This window comes from Dactylosporangium sp. NPDC051541, from assembly GCF_044454505.1.
Taxonomy (GTDB): Bacteria; Actinomycetota; Actinomycetes; order Mycobacteriales; family Micromonosporaceae; genus Dactylosporangium.
The window spans coordinates 41,815-59,183 of sequence record NZ_JBITDU010000001.1 but is presented as its reverse complement, the minus strand read 5'-3'; the positions used below and the strand labels follow the sequence as shown (position 1 = coordinate 59,183).

Below are 17,369 nucleotides of genomic sequence, written 5' to 3'. Positions count from 1 at the left end.
GCTTGACGAACACTCAAGTCCGGTCCAGCATACCGAACTATGCGTTCGATTCTCCGAACAGATCCCATCGCCCGGGACGTCGCCGCCCTGTGCACGGCCACGGCGGTCGTCGGCGCCTCGTTCGGCGCCATCGCCACTGCCAACGGGGTGCCGTTCGTGCAGATCGTGGCCATGAACCTGTTCGTGTTCGCCGGCGGCTCGCAGTTCCTCGCCGTCGGCCTGGCCGGCGCTGGGGCCACCGCCGCCGCCATCGTCGTCGCCGGCCTGCTGCTCAACGCCCGCCATCTACCGTTCGGCCTGGCGATCGGCAACGAAACCCTCGGCCGGCACCGTTTCATCGGCAGCCACCTGATGACCGATGAATCGGTCGCGTTCGCCATCGCCCAGGACGACCCGGTTCGCCGCCGCCGCGCCTATTGGCTCACCGGCATCAGCCTGTACGTGGTCTGGAATGCCTCCTCCGCAGCCGGCGCACTCGCCGGATCCGCGCTCGGCGACCCCAGTGTCTACGGCATCGACGCCGCGTTCCCGGCCGCATTGCTCGCTCTGACCCTGCCGTCGTTGAAAGACGCGGCATCGGTACGGGTAAGCCTCGCCGGAGCCGCCCTAGCCCTCATCGCCACGCCTTTTCTCCCCGCCGGCCTTCCTGTTCTGGTGGCGTTGTTCGGGCTGATGTTCGCAGGGAAGCGCTCATGAGTTGGATCGCGATCATCGTGCTCGCCGTCGGCACCTACGCCTTCCGTTTCGCCGGCCCGGTCCTGCGCGATCGCATCACCGTTTCTGATTCGGTCAAGCGCTTGCTCGGCCTAGCCGCGATCGCCCTGCTGGCCGCCCTGATCGCCACCGCGGCCCTCCTGGACGGTGGGCGTTTTGTCGGAATAGCCCGACCGGCCGGAGTTGTGGTGGGCGCCATCCTGGCCTGGCGCAAGGCGCCGTTCGTGATCGTTGTGGTCGCCGCAGCACTGACCGCCGCCCTGCTCAGGGTCGCCGGAGTGGAGTAATACAGTCGAGGGCATGCCCGAATTCGCGTTCTCGCCGCTGCTGCCGCTCGGACCCGACACCACCGAATACCGCCTGGTCACCAGCGACGGCATCGGCCGCGACGGGCGGTTCCTGACGGTCGCACCGGAGGCACTGACCCGCCTCACCGACGAGGCCATGCACGACATCGCCCACTTCCTGCGCCCCGCCCACCTGGCCCAGCTCCGGAAAATCATCGACGACCCCGAGGCGTCCCCCAACGACCGCTTCGTGGCCCTCGACCTGCTCCGCAACGCCAACATCGCCGCCGGCGGCATCCTCCCCATGTGCCAGGACACCGGCACCGCCATCGTCATGGGCAAACGCGGCCGTTTCGTCCTCACCGACGGCAACGACGAGGAGGCCATCGCCCGCGGCGTGTTCGACGCCTACACGCGGCTCAACCTGCGCTACTCGCAGCTGGCCCCGCTGACGATGTGGGACGAGAAGAACACCGGCTCCAACCTGCCGGCCCAGATCGAGCTCTACGCCGAGGGCGACGACGCGTACAAGTTCCTGTTCATGGCCAAGGGCGGCGGCTCGGCCAACAAGAGCTACCTCTACCAGGAGACGAAGGCGCTGCTGAATCCGACGCGGATGATGCAGTTCCTGGAAGAAAAACTACGCCTCATCGGTACTGCCGCGTGCCCGCCGTACCACCTCGCAGTCGTCATCGGCGGCACGTCCGGTGAACACGCTCTGAAGACCGCGAAGCTGGCCTCGGCGAAGTATCTGGACACCCTCCCGGTCGCCGGCACCCCCGTCGGCCACGGCTTCCGCGACCTCGAACTGGAGGCCGAGGTCCTGCAGCTGACGCGGGAGTTCGGCATCGGCGCCCAGTTCGGCGGCCGCTACTTCTGCCACGACGTCCGCGTCGTCCGCCTCCCCCGGCACGGCGCCTCCTGCCCGGTAGCGATCGCCGTCTCCTGCTCAGCCGACCGCCAGGCCGTAGGCAAAATCAACGAGCAGGGCATCTGGCTCGAACAACTCGAACGCGACCCGGCCCGCTTCCTGCCGGATGTCACCGACGAGCACCTGGACGACGACGTGGTCCAGGTCGACCTCAACCGCCCGATGGCCGAAATCCGCGCCCAGCTCTCCCAGCTCCCGGTGAAGACCCGGCTCTCCCTGACCGGCCCCCTCGTGGTGGCCCGCGACATCGCCCACGCGAAAATCGCCGAACGCCTCGACGCCGGCGAGCCGATGCCGCAGTACCTCCGCGACCACGCCGTCTACTACGCCGGCCCGGCGAAAACCCCCGAGGGCTACGCCTCCGGCTCCTTCGGCCCGACAACCGCCGGCCGCATGGACGCCTACGTGGAAAAGTTCCAGGCCGCCGGCGGCTCCCTGGTCATGCTGGCGAAAGGCAACCGCTCGAAGCAGGTCACGACCGCCTGCAACACCCACGGCGGCTTCTACCTGGGCTCAATCGGCGGCCCCGCCGCCCGCCTGGCCCAGGACTGCATCAAACACGTCGAGGTCATCGAATACCCCGAGCTCGGCATGGAAGCAGTCTGGAAAATTGACGTCGTCGACTTCCCCGCCTTCATCGTCGTAGACGACAAGGGCAACGACTTCTTCGCCGAAGTCACCAAGCCAGTCCTGACCCTCCAGATCGGCAGCCGGTAGGGGCACTAGGCACCGCCGTACAATCGCCGTACAGTGGGTGCTGTGAGCGCGGTCGACGGTTGGAGTTCTAGATGAGCCCCAAGACGGAACGTATTGAGGTGCGGGCAGACGAGACCAGCAAGTCCCGCATTACCGAAGCGGCAGAACTGCTTGGTGAGCCCGTGTCGGCCTTTGTTGTGCGGTCGGCACGGGCGGAGGCGGAGAAGGTCCTAGCCAGAGCACACCGCACCATCATGCCGGCCGAGCAGTTCGACTTGCTCATCTCATCACTCGACGAACCGGATGAGGCGTCCGCGCTTACCGAGATCGCGAACCGACCAAGACGGTTCCGGCGGACGTGATCATGTTTGTCTCCGGCCGTCTCAAGGATCACCATCAGCTCGCCGCGTTCGACTGCGGCGAGCCGGCGCTCAACCTGTGGCTTACCGATCAGGCCCGCCGCGCCCAACTCGCCGGCACGTCACGAACCTACGTGTGGACACGCGAGGACAGCGACGACGTGATCGCCTACTACTCGATTGCCCCGACCCAGGTTGAGCGCGCGGGTCTGACGGGCTCCCAGGCGGGTGGCTACAGTGTTGTTCCCGCTTACATCCTGACCCGCTTCGCGCTGGACCGGTCCATTCAGGGACAGCACCTCAGTGACGACCTCCTGCTCGACGCGGTCGAGGTCATCGTCAAGGCCGCTCGTGCTGCCGGCGGCCGGCTGATTGTGGTCGACGCGATCAACAGCCGGGTCGCCGAGTGGTACCACCGCCGCGGCTTCCATCCGATCAAGGGCGATCCGCTACGGCTGGTGATGAAGGTTGAGACGGCCAAGCGGGCGTTGAATACGAGCATGGTGACGGTCAGCATGGAGGGCGGACTGGCCGGCATGGTGCTCTCGACACCGGATGGCCAGGCGACCTCGGTCGTCATCTCGGCGGACGAACTGCGAGCCATCGCACGCGAGATCGACAGCCGGGTGGCCGATGCCAAGCCGGACACCATGCTGTCGCTTCGGGAAGCGATCTGGACTGCGATCGGCCGCGACCCGTTCGCTGACGACTGCCAGCCACGAATGGCTGAATGAACCCGCAGGGGCAGAGCCGGCCGGGATTGAACCGGCGTACTTTCGCCCATGGCAAGGCGGGTGCGTCTACCTCTGCGCTACGGCTCTGCCGGGGCTGGAGTTTACGGGTCAGTGGTCGGGGTGGTTGTTGCGGCAGCGGCTACGAGCGGTAGGACCCGGTACGGGATTTGGGAGGCCAGGGCGATGATGGTCGAGGAGCGGGTGATGCCCTCGAAGCTCATCACCCGGTCGATCACCCGTTGCAGGTCGGCGTTGGAGCGGGCCACGATTCGGCACATCAGGTCGCCGGAGCCGGTGATCGTGTGCGCCTCCAGGACCTCCGGGATGCTGCGCAAGTGGGCGGAGACCGGGTCGTGGCCGAAGCGTTGGCGGATCTCCAGCGTGACAAAGGCCGTCACCGCGTAGCCGAGCGCGGCGGGATCGACATCGGGGCCGTGGCCTCGGATTACTCCCCTCGCGGCCAGGCGGTCCAAACGGGCCTGGACGGTGCCGCGAGCGACACCCAGGCGGCGGGAGGACTCCAGGACGCCGATCCGCGGCTCGGCGTAGAGCAAGGCGATCAAGCGTGCATCGAGAGCGTCGACTTCACTGGACAAATTGTCCACCTCAACCAGGCTGGCGTTGGGCTGATTGTGCAACTTGACCACGGAGAATAGCGTTCCTTGCACAAGTTACTCACCGCAGGCCACGCTTCACAACATGACCCGCGCCATCGAAGACCTCAGCGAGCTCATCGGGGCCGTCGAGCACGACGTCTCCCACGATCCGTTTCCGCTCACCGGGCTTGACCACGTCCGGTTCTACGTCGGCAACGCCAAGCAGGCTGCGCACTACTACTCGACCGCGTTCGGGATGACCTTGCTGGCGTACCGCGGGCCGGAGCAGGGGTACCGCGACCACGCCGAGTACGTGCTCAAGTCCGGGTCCGCGATGTTCGTGCTGGCCGGCGGGGTACACCGGCAGGCGGAAGCGACGCAGCACTACGAGCGGCACGGGGACGGGATCGTCGACATCGCCCTCGAGGTGCCGGACGTCGACACCGCGTTCGCGTTCGCGGTGCGGCAAGGGGCCGCGGTGGTTGAAGAGCCGCACGACGTCGAGGACGAGCACGGCGTTGTGCGCCAGGCGGCCATCGCCACCTACGGCGAAACGCGGCACACCCTCATCGACCGGTCGCGGTATTCGGGGCCGTTCCTGCCGGGATTCGTCGCGCGCTCGCCGATCGTGAAAGCGCCGGCCAAGCGGTACTTCCAGGCGGTCGACCACGTCGTCGGGAACGTCGAGCTCGGGCGGATGGACGAGTGGGTCGAGTTCTACCGGCGGGTCATGGGGTTCACGAACATGGCCGAGTTCGTCGGGGACGACATCGCGACCGAATATTCGGCGCTCATGAGCAAGGTCGTCGCCAGCGGTACCCGTAAAGTCAAATTCCCGCTCAATGAGCCCGCCGTGTCGCGCAAGAAGTCGCAGATCGACGAATACCTCGAGTTCTACGGCGGGCCCGGCGCGCAGCACATCGCCCTCGCCACCAATGACATCCTGCGGACCGTCGACGAGATGACGGCGGCGGGTGTGGAGTTCCTGACGACGCCGGACTCCTATTACGAGGACGCCGAATTGCGGGCCCGCATCGGTGAGGTGCGGGCGCCGATCGAGGAGCTCAAGGCGCGCGGGATTCTCGTCGACCGGGACGAGGACGGATACCTGCTGCAGATCTTCACCAAGCCCGTCCAGGACCGCCCGACGGTCTTCTTCGAGCTGATCGAGCGGCACGGGTCGCTCGGGTTCGGGAAGGGCAACTTCAAGGCGCTGTTCGAAGCGATCGAGCGAGAGCAGGAACTTCGCGGAAACCTGTAACACTGTCCGGGTGACTTATCCGGGGCAGCCGCAGTCGGGTGGCGCGCCGAGCTACGGCCCGCCACCCGGCGATCAACAGGGTTATCAACAAGGTTATCCACAGGGCGGGTACCCGCAGAGTGGTTATCCACAGGTCAGCGGCGCTCCTGCGGGATATCCACAGCCTGGTTATCCACAGCCCACAAGTTATCCACAGGGTGCCTATGCGGTGCCGGCGCTGCCCGTGCCGCGCGCCCCCAACGGCATGCCCCTGGCGAGCTTCGGCGATCGCTTCCTCGCGCTGCTCATCGACGCCGCGGTGCTCACCGGCGTGGCCCTGGTGCTGGCGATCCCGACCTTCATCGGCATGTTCCTGGTGATCGCGGCGAGCGTGCCCACGTCCGAGGGTGGCGCCGAGCCCGACGTCAGCCTCCTCATCGGCGTGCCACTGCTGATCGAGCTGGGGTACTTCGTGCTGGTGCTCGCGCTGCAGTACGTCTACCAGGTCGAGATGTTCGGTAAGACCGGCGTCACGTGGGGTAAGCGGGCCATGAAGCTGCACATCATCCGCCTCGACGACCCGAACCGGCCGATGGACCGCGGCACCCTGGCCAAGCGCTGGGCCACGCAGAACGTCGTCGGCCTGGTCGTACCGTTCTTCTCCTGGCTCGACGGGCTGTGGCAGCTGTGGGACAAGCCGTACCAGCAGTGCCTGCACGACAAGGCAGCGGGGACAATCGTGGTGAAGGCCGGATGACTCGCACGGTGGCGGAGGTTGAGGCGGCGTGACTGCGCCTGGGTGGTACAAGGACCCGGTTGACCGGGACGTCCAGCGGTACTGGGACGGCGACGGCTGGATCGGTGAACCGGTCCCGGCCTCGGAGCCGACCCCGACCGAGCCGCCGGTGATCGCACCGCCACCGCCGCCGCCCGTCACGCCACCGGTCGGTCCGGCCGGCCCGGTGCCGTCGGCGACACAAACGGCCGGTGGCCCCATCGTGACCACGCCCGGTGTTCCGCTTCCACAAGGCGCGGTGGTACTGCCACCAGGCACACCGATCCCGCCCGGCGGGTTCCCGCCAGGTCAGCTGCCGCCGGGTGCGATCGTCCTGCCGCCCGGGACCCCGCTGCCCCCGGGACTCCTGCCGCAGGGCCAGCTGCCCGCCGGTGCCGTCCAGGTGCTGCTGCCGCCGCAGGCCGCGTTCACGATGCCGGCCGCGATCCGCCCGCACGGCTACGCCCTCGCGCCCCTCGGCAAACGGCTGCTGGCCCGGCTCGTCGACATCCTCGTGGTCGGTGTCATCATCGCCGCCGCGACCGGCTGGCTGATCTACCAGTACGTGCGGGAGGTCGGGCCCGTCGTGTCGGAGTTCCAGCGCCGCTACCTCGCCGGCGAGCCCGTGGGCGATCTGGCCGCGTCGGATCGCGCGCAGTACCTCCAAATCGTGATTTTGATTTTGATTGCCGCAGTGTGGTTCGCCTATGAGGTGCCGTCGATCGCGGGCAGCGGGCAGACCCTCGGCAAGCGGCTGCTGAAGATCAAAGTCGTGGGGCTGGACGCCGACAAGCCGCTCGGGGTCGGGCGCGCGATCCGCCGCTGGAACCCGCTCGGGCTGTGGGTGCTGCTGTGGACGTGCGGCGTCGGCTTCGTGCTGCAGTTCATCGACGCGCTGTCGCCGGTGATCGACTGGCCCCTGCACCGCGCCATCCACGACCGCGCGGCCGGCACCGTCGTCGTGATGGCCGACCGCGACCCCTCCTACGAACCGCCCGCCTCCAACGACGGAGACCAGTCATGAGCCTCACCCGCCCCGACCTCGACGCCCTGCCCGCCTACGTCCCCGGCCGCACCGTCCCCGGCGCGATCAAGCTGGCCAGCAACGAGGTGCCGTACGGCCCGCTGCCCGGCGTCGTGGAGGCGGTGACGGCCGCGGTCGCCGGGGTGCACCGGTACCCGGACATGGCGGTCGTCGAGCTGCGGGAGCGCCTGGCCGCACGGCTGGGCGTCGATCCGGCGCGAGTGGCGACCGGCTGCGGGTCGGTGGCGCTGTTCGAGCACTTGTTCCGGGTGACGTGCATGCCCGGCGACGAGGCCGTCTACGCGTGGCGTTCGTTCGAGGCGTACCCGATCATCGGCGCCACCACCGCGGCGAAGAGTGTGCGCGTCCCGAACACCGCCGTGCACGGGCACGACCTGGACGCGATGGCCGCCGCGATCACCGACCGCACCCGGCTCGTCATCGTGTGCAACCCGAACAACCCCACCGGGACCGCGGTCCGCCGAGCGGAGCTGGACGCGTTCATCGATCGCGTGCCGGCGAACGTGATCGTGGCGCTGGACGAGGCGTACCGCGAGTTCGTCACCGACCCCGACGTGCCCGACGGCCTCGTCGCGTACGGCGACCGGCCCAACGTTGTGGTGCTGCGGACCTTGTCGAAGGCGTGGGGCCTGGCCGGCCTCCGCATCGGATACCTGGTCGGGTCGCCCGAGGTCGCGGCCGCGGTGCGCAAGGTCGTGACGCCGTTCTCCACCTCCCTGGCCGCGCAGGCCGCCGCGCTCGCCGCGCTGGACGCGGAGGAGGAGATGCAGCGCCGCGTCGACCTGGTGGTGGCCGAGCGGGCCCGGGTCGTGGAGGCGGTGCGGAAGGTGCACCCGGACGTGCCCGACACGCAGGCCAACTTCTTCTGGCTGCCGCTGGGCGACCAGGCCGCCGACTTCGCCGCCCAGTGCGAGCGGGCCGGCGTGATCGTCCGCGCGTTCCAGGGCGACGGGGTCCGGGTCACCCTGGGCACGCCGGAGGAGAACGACGCCTTCCTCGGGGCACTGTAGTTTTTTCTAGCGCCGCCCCAGGACCTCGTCGAGCCAGTCGTAGATGCGGGCGAAGGCCAGGCGCTGGGCGCCCGACTGGCAGTGGGCCCCGGCGCCTTCGGCGTTCGTGAACGTGAGCAGCGTCTTCTTGCACGTGAGGTGCTCGAAGAGCCGCTCCGGCTGGCCGCGGAAGAACAGGTCGTCCTCGGCCGAGCAGACCAGCGTCGGGCAGGCGATCTGCTCCGCGACACCGTCGCGCAGGTGGTAGTCGAGGAAGGCCGCGCAGAACGCCCGCGGCGTCGGGGCCAGGAACGCCCACATGCCCTGCTCGATCATCCAGCGCACCGTCGGGTCGCCGGCCATCAGCGCCTCGATCGTCGCGTCGAGCTCCGGATCGTCGAGCGTCCGCAGCCGCGCGTCGATCTCGCTGCGGTCGCCGGGGATCGCGGCCGTGACGAAGTCGCCGAGGTCGTAGACGCCGTCGAGGGCGACGAGCGCGTTGACCCGGCTCTCGAAGGCGGCGGCGCGGGGCATGAGCTCGCCGCCCATGCTGACCCCGAGCAGCGCGATCGAGTTGGGGTCGACCTCGGTGCGGGTCAGCGCGTAGTCGATGACCGGCCCGACGACGTGCTCCCAGTCGGGCCGAAATCGCAGGTTGTCGCGGTGCCGCGGCCCGGGCTGCCCCGGCCCGGCGAAGCTCAGCACGTTGTACTCGCGCTCGACGGCGGCCGCGGCCCCGTAGAAGTGCATCTCCTCGACGGTCCCGTCGAAGCCGTTGCACATCACGACGGTCGCACCGGAGCTGCTGCCCCGGTAGAAGTACCCGGGCAGCGTGGTCCCCTCGTACGGGATCTCCACCGGCTCGACCTTCGGCACCGCCAGCCCGGCCGCGATCCGGAAACAGGTGACGCTGCGCTCGTAGGCGTGCGCGATCCGCGGATCGTCGGGCCTTCCGTGCAGGAAGAACTCGGCCGACCGGTAGTAGTTCGACGCCCGCAGGAACCCGTCCCGCGCACTGATCCGATGCCCGGCCGCGGCCGCCTTGTCCGCCCCGGTCGCGATCCGGTCCGCGGTCGCCAGCCACTGGTCGTGCCACCCGTCGTAGTCCCCGGCGGCGATCCCCTCGGCCGTGCTCACCACCTCGCCGAAGTCCGCCCCGCCGTATGCGGTATGCCCCAGACTGCGCAGCGTCTCGAACCAGAACTGCTGGTCATCAGCAAACAGAAGCGGTCGCATCGCCGGTCACTACCCCGCCCGTTCGGCCGAAACCGACCTCCACGATCATGTGCGGGTGCGTCGGATGCTGATCGCGGCCATGGTGCTGCTGAGTTTGGCCGGCTGTGACGGGGCGGCTTCGCCCGCAGTCGAGGCGACCCCCTCCGCCAGCCCCTCACCGTCGGCGGCCGCCGCCCGGCCCGGGGTCGGCATGTGCCACACGGGACAGTCGATGAGCGTGTACGACTACAAGGCGGTCACGCTCAACGCCGTCGACTGCGCCGAGTCGCACCAGGCCGAGATCATCCGGGTCGGGCAGCTCACGTCGCCGCCGGAGAACAAGACGCCCGAGGTGTACGCGGACTGTGACACGACCGCGCGGGAGTACGTCGGCGGCGACTGGCACGAGGGCCGCCTCGGCCTGGCCATCGTCGTCCCGTCGACCGACGAGTGGCTCAAGGGCGCCCGCGAATACCGGTGCGCGCTGTTCGAGTTCGCCGCCGACGGCTTCACGTCGAAGGCCCGCACCGGCACACTCAAGGACGGCCTGCGCGGCCCCCGCCCGCTGGCGCTGAGCTGCATGGACGTCCTCGGCGTGCCGGACGCGCAGGGCTGGTACCAGGAGATCACCCGCCTCGTCCCGATCGACTGCGGCCAGCCCCACAACGGCGAGTTCGTCGGCCTGTACACCGGCACCGCCACCACCATCCCGGACATGAACAAGCTGATCCGCGAGGTCACCCAGTCCTGCAACGGCAAGGCGGCCGCATTCCTGGGCCAGTCCGAGTCGAAGTTCGCCGCCCGCACCGACGTGCGCGTCTACCCGACTGGCGGCAATCAGGAGTGGTGGGCCCTCGGCGACCGCACCACCCGCTGCTACATCCTCACCGCCCCCGACCACCGCATGACGAAGTCCCTGAAGGCGTAACCGCCGGGGGAGGCTAGCCGATGCCGACCAGGACGACGGTGTCCTGGCTGAAGTAGTACTTGTCGTCGATCTCGGAGTCCTTCGTCGTCTGCAGGCGTTCGATCACCAGGTAGCCGGCGTGCAGGTAGTACATGCTGTAGACGAACCGGTCGGCCGGGCGGATGCGGAGCTCTGTGCTCGAGGTGACGGCGCCGGTTTCGCGGTTGAGGACGAGGAGTTGGTATTCGTTGTTGACCAGGTAGAAGTTGCGCGGGTCGCCGCCGATGAGGCGGCCGTTGACCTCGGACATCCACAGGCGCTGGCCGCTGCTGCGGCTGTAGGCCCAGATGTAGCCGCCCGTCACCTGCTGCGCCACCACGTCGCCGACGGCGATGACGGTGTCCTTGTCGGCGACCGGCTCCGGTTTGACGGTGCGGTCGGGGGCCAGGGACCAGTATGAGGCCGTGATCGTGCCCAGGCCGGAGACGGCGTCGGTGTAGGTCACGACGCCCTCGCCGGTCGCGGCCGCTTTGAACATCACGCAGCCGGAACGGCCCAGGTCGCAGGAGGACGGCTCAATGAACCAGTTGGACACCGCGTCGGTGCCGATCGACGCGCCCGGTGGCCGCCAGGTGCCGACCGCCACGCCGGTCGCGGCGTCCCAGATCTCCAATGTGGCCGGCTTGGTGCAGGTGTTCTTCGTGTAGTACGTGTCGGGGCCGGTCCAGTCGGTGGTGCGGCAGCCGGGCTCGGCGGTGAAGGACTTGGTCCACTTGACCGTGCCGTTGACCGGGTCGATGCCCTCGGCGACGTCCTTGCCGGTGGCGATGACGATCGGCTGCTTGTCGACGACGGAGGCGCTGACGAACAGGTCCTCCGGCGACCACATGGTCTTCGAGCCGGTGCGGCGGCCCTGGTACGACTCGCCGGGGGCCGGGTCGATCTTCGCCTGCCAGACGATGTCGCCCTTTTCGGCGTCGAGGGCCACGATGTCGCCGTCGGACCACTTGGTGACCACGACGGACATGCCGACGCCGCTCGCGGGCTTCTCGACCTCGACGATCGACACCACCTCGGCCGGCCAGCGGCGGTATGACCAGTGCGGAGTCATCATCCGCTGGGCCGTCACCGGCGTGTCGGCGAAGACGCGCCACTGCTCGGCGTAGACCCGCAGGCGCCCCTCCACGATCAGGGGGGCCTCGGCGAGCTCCGAGTATTGGATCGCCTTGATCGGCTCGGCCGACGGGACCGGCTTGTCGGCGCGGCTCACCGTCTCGGCCGGCTTGAGCGTGCGGTAGGCGGTGATCCCCATCGCGGCGATGACCACGAGGACAAGCAGCCCGGTCAGCACGAAGCGCACCGGCCGCGACCAGCTACGCGGCGAGAACAGCCGACGCAGCCCGGTTGCCTCCGTCCCCATAACCACCTCCGCCGCGCACGATACCTGCCTCACGGCGGCCGATGCTCACGGCGACCGTCGATCCCCAGCAGACTCACACCCAATGGTGCCGGTGACCTCGCCGAACCCGATCCGCGACCCGCCGGGGCCGGTGGCCGTGGCGCTGATCGCCACCGTGTCGCCGTCGAGCAGGAACGTCCGGGTGGTGCCGTCGTCGAGCAGGACCGGCCGCGCCCCGTTCCAGGTGCGCTCGATGAACGAACCGGTCTGCTCGGCCGCCGGACCCGACACCGTCCCCGAAGCGTAGAGGTCTCCGGTCCGTGCCCACGCGCCGTTGACGGTCAGGTGGGCGAGCTGCTGCGCGGGTGTCCAATACATGCCCCCGAACGGCGGCCGGGAGACCAGCGTCCCGTTCCAGCGGACTTCGAGGCCGATGTCATACCCGTAGTGCTCCCCCGCTTGCAGATAGGGCAGCACCGCCGGCTCCTGTACCGGCCCGGGCACCCGAGCCGCGTCGAGCGCGTCGAGCGGCACGACCCACGGCGAGATCGAGGTCCGGAAGGACTTCCCGAGAAACGGCCCCAGCGGCTGGTACTCCCACGCCTGCAGATCCCGCGCCGACCAGTCGTTGACCAGCACGGCCCCGAACACGTGCTCGCGGAAGTCGTCGACGGCGACCGCGCCCGCGGACGGCACCCCGACCACGAACCCGACCTCGGCCTCGATGTCCAGCCGCGCCGAAGGCCCGAAGTCCCCCGCCGAACGCTGCCCGGACGGCCGCGGGATCCCGGTCCCGGACACGACCACGGTCCCGGCCCGCCCGTGATAGCCGACCGGCAGATGCCGCCAGTTGGGCAGCAGCGGCTCCGCATTCGGCCGGAACAGCTTCCCCAGGTTCGTCGCGTGCTCCAGCGAGGAGTAGAAGTCGACGTAGTCGGCGACCTCGAACGGCATGGCCAGGCGCACCTCGGCGATCGGGATCAGCAGCGGCTCGACCTGCTCCCGATACCGGGCCGCGCTCAGCAGCTCGGTCAGCCGGTCCCGGACCCGGGTCCAGACGGGCCGGCCAGCGGCCAGGAACCGGTTGAGGTTCGCCTGCCCGAGGAACGCCCCGCCGGCATCGACCAGCCCGCGACCCTCGGCCGCGGCCAGGTTGAGGATCCGATCGCCGATCCGCACGCCCGTCCACCGGAACCGGTCCTGCCCGAACGCGCAGTAGGGCAGGTTCTCCACCCCGAACGGGTCATCGTCGGCCAGCCCCAGCCACTGTGCCCCGCTCACGCCGCCACCGGCCGATCGAGCAGGCCGAGCGTCACGAGATCGCCGACCGGCTCCTGGACGCTGCAGCTGCCGAACCCGACCCAGAGCGGCCGTTCCCGATCCAGGTGCGGTTGGACCCGTTCGGTCAGCACACCAGGCTCGGTGGAGGCCAGGAGCAGCGCCAGGTCGCCCGGCTCCGCACCGTCGGCGGCGGCCAGCACGGCGGCGAGGACGTTGACGAAGCCGTGGTGGACGAGGCCCGTCTCGGCGTCGGTGTGGCGGACCGCGTGGTGCAGGCCGGCCGTCAGCTTGAACGGCAGGTCGCGGTCGCGGCAGGCGCAGATGACGGCCGCGAGCTCGGCCGGGGTCGGGAACAGCTCCGCGGCCAGGCCCCCGGTGCGGAACTTGGCCGCCACGGGCAGTCCCTCACCGCGCAGCGCCGCGACCGCGTCGAGGCCGGACATCAGGCCCCAGGCGAGGGGCAGCTCGAGATACCACAGCAGCGTTCCGCCCTTGCGTATGAGCGGTGCCAGTCGTTCGATGCCGGGCAGTGGGTCCTCGCCCCGCTTGGCGACCGGGCACTCGACCTGGTTGACGAACGGTGAGAGGTCGGCGGGCGGCTCCCCGACCAGGCCGAGGTCGATCCCGGCGGGGACGGCGTCGCGGTCGGCGACCGGGATCAGCAGGGGGCCGACGAGCTGGGCATACCAGCTCTGGCGGTGCGCCTCGTGGGCGGGCACGGCATCGGTGAGGGCGGCGCTGCCGGGCGGGAACACGGCGGCGTCGTCGACGAGTGCGGTCAGCAGGGGTGGCACTGCGTTTGACACGGCTTCCGAATCTAGTGGACGCTTTACAGGGCGGACAACTTCGTCCGTTATTCGGACACTCCAAGCAGCTGCCGGAGGGCCGTGATGCCGTTCTACCGTCGCGTCGGCGAGGTGCCGCCGAAGCGCCACACCCAGTTTCGCCAGCCGGACGGCTCGCTGTTCGCGGAAGAGCTGATGGGGCAGGAGGGTTTTTCGAGCGACTCCTCCCTGCTGTATCACCGGCATCGACCGACGGCGATCACCTCGGCCGTCCCATTCGAGCCGCCGGCCTGGTCGCGAGTGCCGAACCACCCTCTGAAGCCGCGGCACCTGCAGACCGGCAAGCTCGGCGGGGGCCCGACCGGCACCGTCGACCCGGTGCTCGGGCGGCAGCACCTGCTGGCCAACGACGACGTGCGGATCTCCTACGTCGAGGCGACCGAGCCGTCGCCGCTCTACCGCAACGCGGTCGGCGACGAGTGCCTGTATGTGTCGGCGGGTGCGGTGACGCTGGAGTCGACGTTCGGCGCGCTGGAGCTTGTCGAGGGCGACTACGCGATCATTCCGACCTCGGTGATCCACCGGCTGGTGCCGAAGGACGGGGCGGTGAAGCTGCTGACGATTGAAGCGACCGGACACATCGGCCCCCCGCGGCGCTATCTCTCGGTGCGTGGACAGTTCCTGGAGCACGCCCCCTACTGCGAACGGGACCTGCGTGCCCCAGCGGCACCGATTCTCGCCGAGGGGTACGACATTTCCGTGTTGGTGCAGGCCAGGCGGGGTTGGACCGAGCATGTGTATGCCAATCACCCGTTCGACGTGGTCGGCTGGGACGGCTGCCTGTACCCCTGGGCGTTCTCGATCCACGACTTCGAGCCGATCACCGGGCGGGTGCACCAGCCGCCGCCGGTGCACCAGACGTTCGAGGGGCCCAACTTCGTGATCTGCTCGTTCGTGCCGCGCAAGGTCGACTACCACCCGCTGGCGATCCCGGTGCCGTACAACCACCACAACGTCGACTCCGACGAGGTGCTGTTCTACACCGGCGGCAACTACGAGGCCCGCCGCGGCTCCGGCATCGAGCAGGGTTCGATCTCGCTGCACCCGAGCGGCTTCACCCACGGCCCGCAGCCGGGCGCGGTCGAGCGGGCGATCGGCATCGAGGCGTTCGACGAGCTCGCGGTCATGGTCGACACGTTCCGCCCGCTCGACCTGTGCGAACCGGCCCTCGCCATCGAAGACACGGGCTACGCCTGGACGTGGAACCGCACCGTCTAGTGCGACACCGGATAGATCAACGCGACGGCCGTGGCGGCCAGACCCTCGCCGCGGCCGGTGAACCCGAGGCCGTCGGTGGTGGTGCCGGAGAGGCGCACGATCGCCCCGATGGCGTCGTGCAGGACCCGCTCGGCCTCCGCGCGCCTTTTGCTGATGTTGGGTTTTACCCCGATGACCTGAACCGAGACGTTGCCGATCTCGTACCCAGCAGCGTGGACCATGCGAGCCGTCTCCCGCAGCAGCGTGACGCCCGAGGCACCGGCCCACTCGGGCCGGGACGTGCCGAAGTTCGCCCCGAGATCACCCAGGCCGGCCGCGGACAGCAGCGCGTCGCAGATCGCGTGCGCGGCGACGTCGCCGTCGGAGTGCCCGGCGAGCCCGTCGACACCCTCCCACTTGAGCCCGGCGACCCAGCAGGGCCGGCCCGCTTCGAAGGCGTGGACGTCGGTGCCGTTCCCGATCAGCATCACCACGGCAGGCTACGACGTTCGGTGCTGGGACGTGAACCTTCGGTTGCCGATCCGGCGCTCGGGTCGGCAGGGTGGCGAAAGCGGCCTAGGCTGGGATGGGTGCGCAGCGACCTGACGACCCCGACGAGCCACAAGCCGTGGTGGCGCACCGGAGCCGCAATTCGCTTCGGTCTGCTCGCCCTCATTGTGGTGACCCTCACCGTGGTGATCATCATTGAGCACCCGACCAAGGCCTCGCTGGCCAGCGCGGTCGGCGAGAACCATCCGCTGGCCCCGCTGATCGCGATCGGCGGCTCGGCCGTGCTGACCACCGCCCTCGCCCCCCGGACCCTGCTGGCCGGCGTCGGTGGGCTGGTGTTCGGCTTCATGGGCGGCGTCCTGTACATCATGCTCGGCATCACCCTCGGCGCGTTGATCGCGCACACGGTGGGCCGCTTCCTGGGCCGCGACTTCATGGCCCGGCACCTCAGCGGCCGGCTGCTGCAGATGGAGCAGGCGGTGGCCAAGCGCGGCATTCTCGCGATCGTTATCTCGCGAATGATTCCGCTGGTGCCGTTCGGGATCGCCAACTACATCTTCGGCACGACGAGCGTGCGGATGGGCGCGTTCATCGCCGGCACCTTCGTCGGCGCCCTGCCGGCCACCCTGGCGTATTCGGCGCTCGGCTCGGCGACGGCCCGCGGCGACGCGGTCGGCATGTCGATCGCCGGTGTCATCATCGCGACGCTCGGCATCGGCGGCTCGGTCGGCAGCCTGCTGATCTGGCGCAAACGCCCGCGCAAGGCCGCGAAACCCACCCCCGCAGCGGCCTGAGAGCGACCGAGGGCCGGGCGCTGACCGGCGCAAACGCCCTCCTAAAACCGCGAAGCCGGCGCTCTCCGTTAAGCGGCGAGGCCGGCGCTCTCCGTAAAGCGCCAGGGGCCAACACAAAGCAGCGGCACGAACACAGAGCGCCACGAGCGCAAAGGCTCAAAGAAACAGCGCCGCGACTTCCAGGTCGAACGGCCGCGTAATCTTCAACGCCGCCTCGGAGCCGGGAACGGTCTGAACTTTGACACCGATCCGCTCGGCCATCCCCGCGTCATCCGTGTGTTCATCCGTGGCCGACGCGTGGGCCTTCTCAAGAACGGAACGCTGAAAACCCTGCGGCGTTTGTACTGCCCGCAGCGCCGACCGATCCACGGTGGCGACGACCGCGCCGGAATCCGAGACCTGCTTGATGGTGTCGACGACCGGTAGAACGGGTATGACCGCGCCGTGCCCCCCACGAACGGCCGCGGCGACGGCTTCTACCAGCTCAGGTGGGGTCAGTGCGCGCGCCGCGTCGTGGACGAGCACGATGTCGAAGCCGGGCGGCACGGCGGCCAGCGCGGCGGCGACGGAGGCCTGCCGGGTCGCCCCGCCGGGCACGACGACAACGGGCGCCACTGGCGCGAGAAGATCAACCACCGAGGAAACGGCATCGGCGGGAGCGGCGACGACAATGCAGCCGACGCTTGGCGCGAGGGCCAGCCGGCGGATGGCGTGCACGAGGAGTGGTTCGCCGCCGAGAAGGCGGAGTGCCTTGGGGCCGCCGGGTCCGAGTCGGAGTCCCAGGCCCGCAGCCGGCACGAGGACCGCGACGTCACCACGCACAGACACGTGCGCCGTCACGTCGCGGTCCTCGAT

At 69.3% G+C, this 17,369-nt stretch carries 19 protein-coding genes and 1 tRNA gene; 12 read left to right on the top strand and 8 right to left on the bottom strand.

The features are described from left to right. Positions 1-39: 39 nt before the first annotated feature. The 5 genes from ACIA8L_RS00290 to ACIA8L_RS00270 all read left to right on the top strand — a co-directional run bounded on the left by ACIA8L_RS00290 (position 40) and on the right by ACIA8L_RS00270 (position 3,721). Complete coding sequence (locus ACIA8L_RS00290) at positions 40-696, top strand: AzlC family ABC transporter permease (RefSeq protein ID WP_395898826.1); 657 nt, start codon at positions 40-42, stop codon at positions 694-696. Next, positions 693-1,001: an AzlD domain-containing protein gene (locus tag ACIA8L_RS00285; RefSeq protein WP_395898824.1), complete on the top strand. Its 309-nt coding sequence runs from the start codon at positions 693-695 to the stop codon at positions 999-1,001. Before ACIA8L_RS00290 ends, ACIA8L_RS00285 begins: the two co-directional genes overlap by 4 nt. A gap of 13 nt (positions 1,002-1,014) precedes the next feature. Beyond that, complete coding sequence (locus tag ACIA8L_RS00280; protein ID WP_395898823.1) at positions 1,015-2,649, top strand: fumarate hydratase; 1,635 nt, start codon at positions 1,015-1,017, stop codon at positions 2,647-2,649. A gap of 71 nt (positions 2,650-2,720) precedes the next feature. After that, positions 2,721-2,990: a DUF1778 domain-containing protein gene (locus ACIA8L_RS00275; protein ID WP_395898821.1), complete on the top strand. Its 270-nt coding sequence runs from the start codon at positions 2,721-2,723 to the stop codon at positions 2,988-2,990. Beyond that, positions 2,987-3,721: a hypothetical protein gene (locus ACIA8L_RS00270; RefSeq protein ID WP_395898819.1), complete on the top strand. Its 735-nt coding sequence runs from the start codon at positions 2,987-2,989 to the stop codon at positions 3,719-3,721. Before ACIA8L_RS00275 ends, ACIA8L_RS00270 begins: the two co-directional genes overlap by 4 nt. Before the next feature lie 11 nt (positions 3,722-3,732). Here ACIA8L_RS00270 and ACIA8L_RS00265 read toward each other — a convergent pair. Together ACIA8L_RS00265 and ACIA8L_RS00260 are read right to left on the bottom strand one after the other, a co-directional pair. Next, positions 3,733-3,808 (bottom strand) — tRNA-Gly (locus ACIA8L_RS00265). A 14-nt stretch (positions 3,809-3,822) separates the two neighbouring features. Continuing rightward, a complete protein-coding gene (locus ACIA8L_RS00260; protein WP_395901652.1) occupies positions 3,823-4,326 on the bottom strand; it encodes an Lrp/AsnC family transcriptional regulator in 504 nt (167 codons plus the stop codon). A 94-nt stretch (positions 4,327-4,420) separates the two neighbouring features. On the opposite strand from ACIA8L_RS00260, the gene hppD reads away from it, so the two are divergent. The 4 genes from hppD to hisC all read left to right on the top strand — a co-directional run bounded on the left by hppD (position 4,421) and on the right by hisC (position 8,387). After that, positions 4,421-5,578, top strand: coding sequence for a 4-hydroxyphenylpyruvate dioxygenase (hppD, locus tag ACIA8L_RS00255; protein WP_395898817.1), 1,158 nt, complete (start codon positions 4,421-4,423; stop codon positions 5,576-5,578). 208 nt (positions 5,579-5,786) lie between these two features. Next, on the top strand, positions 5,787-6,314 hold the full coding sequence (locus ACIA8L_RS00250; protein WP_395898815.1) for an RDD family protein: 528 nt from the start codon (positions 5,787-5,789) through the stop codon (positions 6,312-6,314). Positions 6,315-6,342: 28 nt separating this feature from the next. Next, complete coding sequence (locus ACIA8L_RS00245) at positions 6,343-7,356, top strand: RDD family protein (protein ID WP_395898813.1); 1,014 nt, start codon at positions 6,343-6,345, stop codon at positions 7,354-7,356. Continuing rightward, positions 7,353-8,387: a histidinol-phosphate transaminase gene (hisC, locus tag ACIA8L_RS00240; protein WP_395898811.1), complete on the top strand. Its 1,035-nt coding sequence runs from the start codon at positions 7,353-7,355 to the stop codon at positions 8,385-8,387. The genes ACIA8L_RS00245 and hisC overlap by 4 nt, the downstream gene beginning before the upstream one ends. Positions 8,388-8,393: 6 nt before the next feature. Here the strand turns inward: hisC and ACIA8L_RS00235 are convergent, their stop codons facing one another. After that, positions 8,394-9,602, bottom strand: a complete 1,209-nt coding sequence (locus ACIA8L_RS00235) for an alpha/beta hydrolase family protein (RefSeq protein ID WP_395898810.1) — start codon at positions 9,600-9,602, stop codon at positions 8,394-8,396. Positions 9,603-9,666: 64 nt separating this feature from the next. Here ACIA8L_RS00235 and ACIA8L_RS00230 point away from each other — a divergent pair, with 64 nt between their 5' ends. Continuing rightward, positions 9,667-10,509, top strand: a complete 843-nt coding sequence (locus ACIA8L_RS00230; RefSeq protein WP_395901650.1) for a septum formation family protein — start codon at positions 9,667-9,669, stop codon at positions 10,507-10,509. 13 nt (positions 10,510-10,522) lie between these two features. Here the strand turns inward: ACIA8L_RS00230 and ACIA8L_RS00225 are convergent, their stop codons facing one another. From ACIA8L_RS00225 to ACIA8L_RS00215, 3 genes are read right to left on the bottom strand one after another with little or no spacing between them, the layout of a single operon-like run. Next, entirely contained in the window at positions 10,523-11,908 is a 1,386-nt protein-coding gene (locus ACIA8L_RS00225) for a PQQ-binding-like beta-propeller repeat protein (RefSeq protein WP_395898808.1), read from the bottom strand. Positions 11,909-11,953: 45 nt separating this feature from the next. Beyond that, positions 11,954-13,168, bottom strand: coding sequence for a fumarylacetoacetase (gene fahA / locus ACIA8L_RS00220; RefSeq protein WP_395898806.1), 1,215 nt, complete (start codon positions 13,166-13,168; stop codon positions 11,954-11,956). After that, positions 13,165-13,974 carry a hypothetical protein gene (locus ACIA8L_RS00215; protein WP_395898804.1) on the bottom strand — a complete coding sequence of 270 codons (810 nt, stop codon included), beginning with the start codon at positions 13,972-13,974 and terminating at the stop codon, positions 13,165-13,167. Before ACIA8L_RS00215 ends, fahA begins: the two co-directional genes overlap by 4 nt. An 84-nt stretch (positions 13,975-14,058) precedes the next feature. On the opposite strand from ACIA8L_RS00215, the gene ACIA8L_RS00210 reads away from it, so the two are divergent. After that, positions 14,059-15,231 carry a homogentisate 1,2-dioxygenase gene (locus ACIA8L_RS00210; protein WP_395898802.1) on the top strand — a complete coding sequence of 391 codons (1,173 nt, stop codon included), beginning with the start codon at positions 14,059-14,061 and terminating at the stop codon, positions 15,229-15,231. On the opposite strand, the gene ispF is transcribed toward ACIA8L_RS00210, so the two are convergent. Continuing rightward, a complete protein-coding gene (gene ispF, locus ACIA8L_RS00205; RefSeq protein ID WP_395901648.1) occupies positions 15,228-15,698 on the bottom strand; it encodes a 2-C-methyl-D-erythritol 2,4-cyclodiphosphate synthase in 471 nt (156 codons plus the stop codon). The genes ACIA8L_RS00210 and ispF overlap by 4 nt on opposite strands. Here ispF and ACIA8L_RS00200 point away from each other — a divergent pair. Continuing rightward, positions 15,669-16,514 carry a TVP38/TMEM64 family protein gene (locus ACIA8L_RS00200; RefSeq protein WP_395898800.1) on the top strand — a complete coding sequence of 282 codons (846 nt, stop codon included), beginning with the start codon at positions 15,669-15,671 and terminating at the stop codon, positions 16,512-16,514. The two genes, ispF and ACIA8L_RS00200, sit on opposite strands and share 30 nt — an antisense overlap. Positions 16,515-16,670: 156 nt before the next feature. Here the strand turns inward: ACIA8L_RS00200 and ispD are convergent, their stop codons facing one another. After that, entirely contained in the window at positions 16,671-17,354 is a 684-nt protein-coding gene (gene ispD, locus ACIA8L_RS00195; RefSeq protein ID WP_395898798.1) for a 2-C-methyl-D-erythritol 4-phosphate cytidylyltransferase, read from the bottom strand. Positions 17,355-17,369 lie beyond the last annotated feature (15 nt).

Bases quoted from the DNA above. Each gene is read 5' to 3' on its own strand.
- ACIA8L_RS00275 (WP_395898821.1), top strand. From the start codon at position 2,721: ATGAGCCCCAAGACGGAACGTATTGAGGTGCGGGCAGACGAGACCAGC.
- ACIA8L_RS00235 (WP_395898810.1), bottom strand. From the start codon at position 9,602: ATGCGACCGCTTCTGTTTGCTGATGACCAGCAGTTCTGGTTCGAGACG.
- ACIA8L_RS00290 (WP_395898826.1), top strand. From the start codon at position 40: ATGCGTTCGATTCTCCGAACAGATCCCATCGCCCGGGACGTCGCCGCC.
- ispF (WP_395901648.1), bottom strand. From the start codon at position 15,698: ATGCTGATCGGGAACGGCACCGACGTCCACGCCTTCGAAGCGGGCCGG.
- hppD (WP_395898817.1), top strand. From the start codon at position 4,421: ATGACCCGCGCCATCGAAGACCTCAGCGAGCTCATCGGGGCCGTCGAG.
- ACIA8L_RS00225 (WP_395898808.1), bottom strand. From the start codon at position 11,908: ATGGGGACGGAGGCAACCGGGCTGCGTCGGCTGTTCTCGCCGCGTAGC.
- ACIA8L_RS00210 (WP_395898802.1), top strand. From the start codon at position 14,059: ATGCCGTTCTACCGTCGCGTCGGCGAGGTGCCGCCGAAGCGCCACACC.
- ACIA8L_RS00285 (WP_395898824.1), top strand. From the start codon at position 693: ATGAGTTGGATCGCGATCATCGTGCTCGCCGTCGGCACCTACGCCTTC.
- ACIA8L_RS00230 (WP_395901650.1), top strand. From the start codon at position 9,667: ATGCTGATCGCGGCCATGGTGCTGCTGAGTTTGGCCGGCTGTGACGGG.
- ACIA8L_RS00280 (WP_395898823.1), top strand. From the start codon at position 1,015: ATGCCCGAATTCGCGTTCTCGCCGCTGCTGCCGCTCGGACCCGACACC.
- hisC (WP_395898811.1), top strand. From the start codon at position 7,353: ATGAGCCTCACCCGCCCCGACCTCGACGCCCTGCCCGCCTACGTCCCC.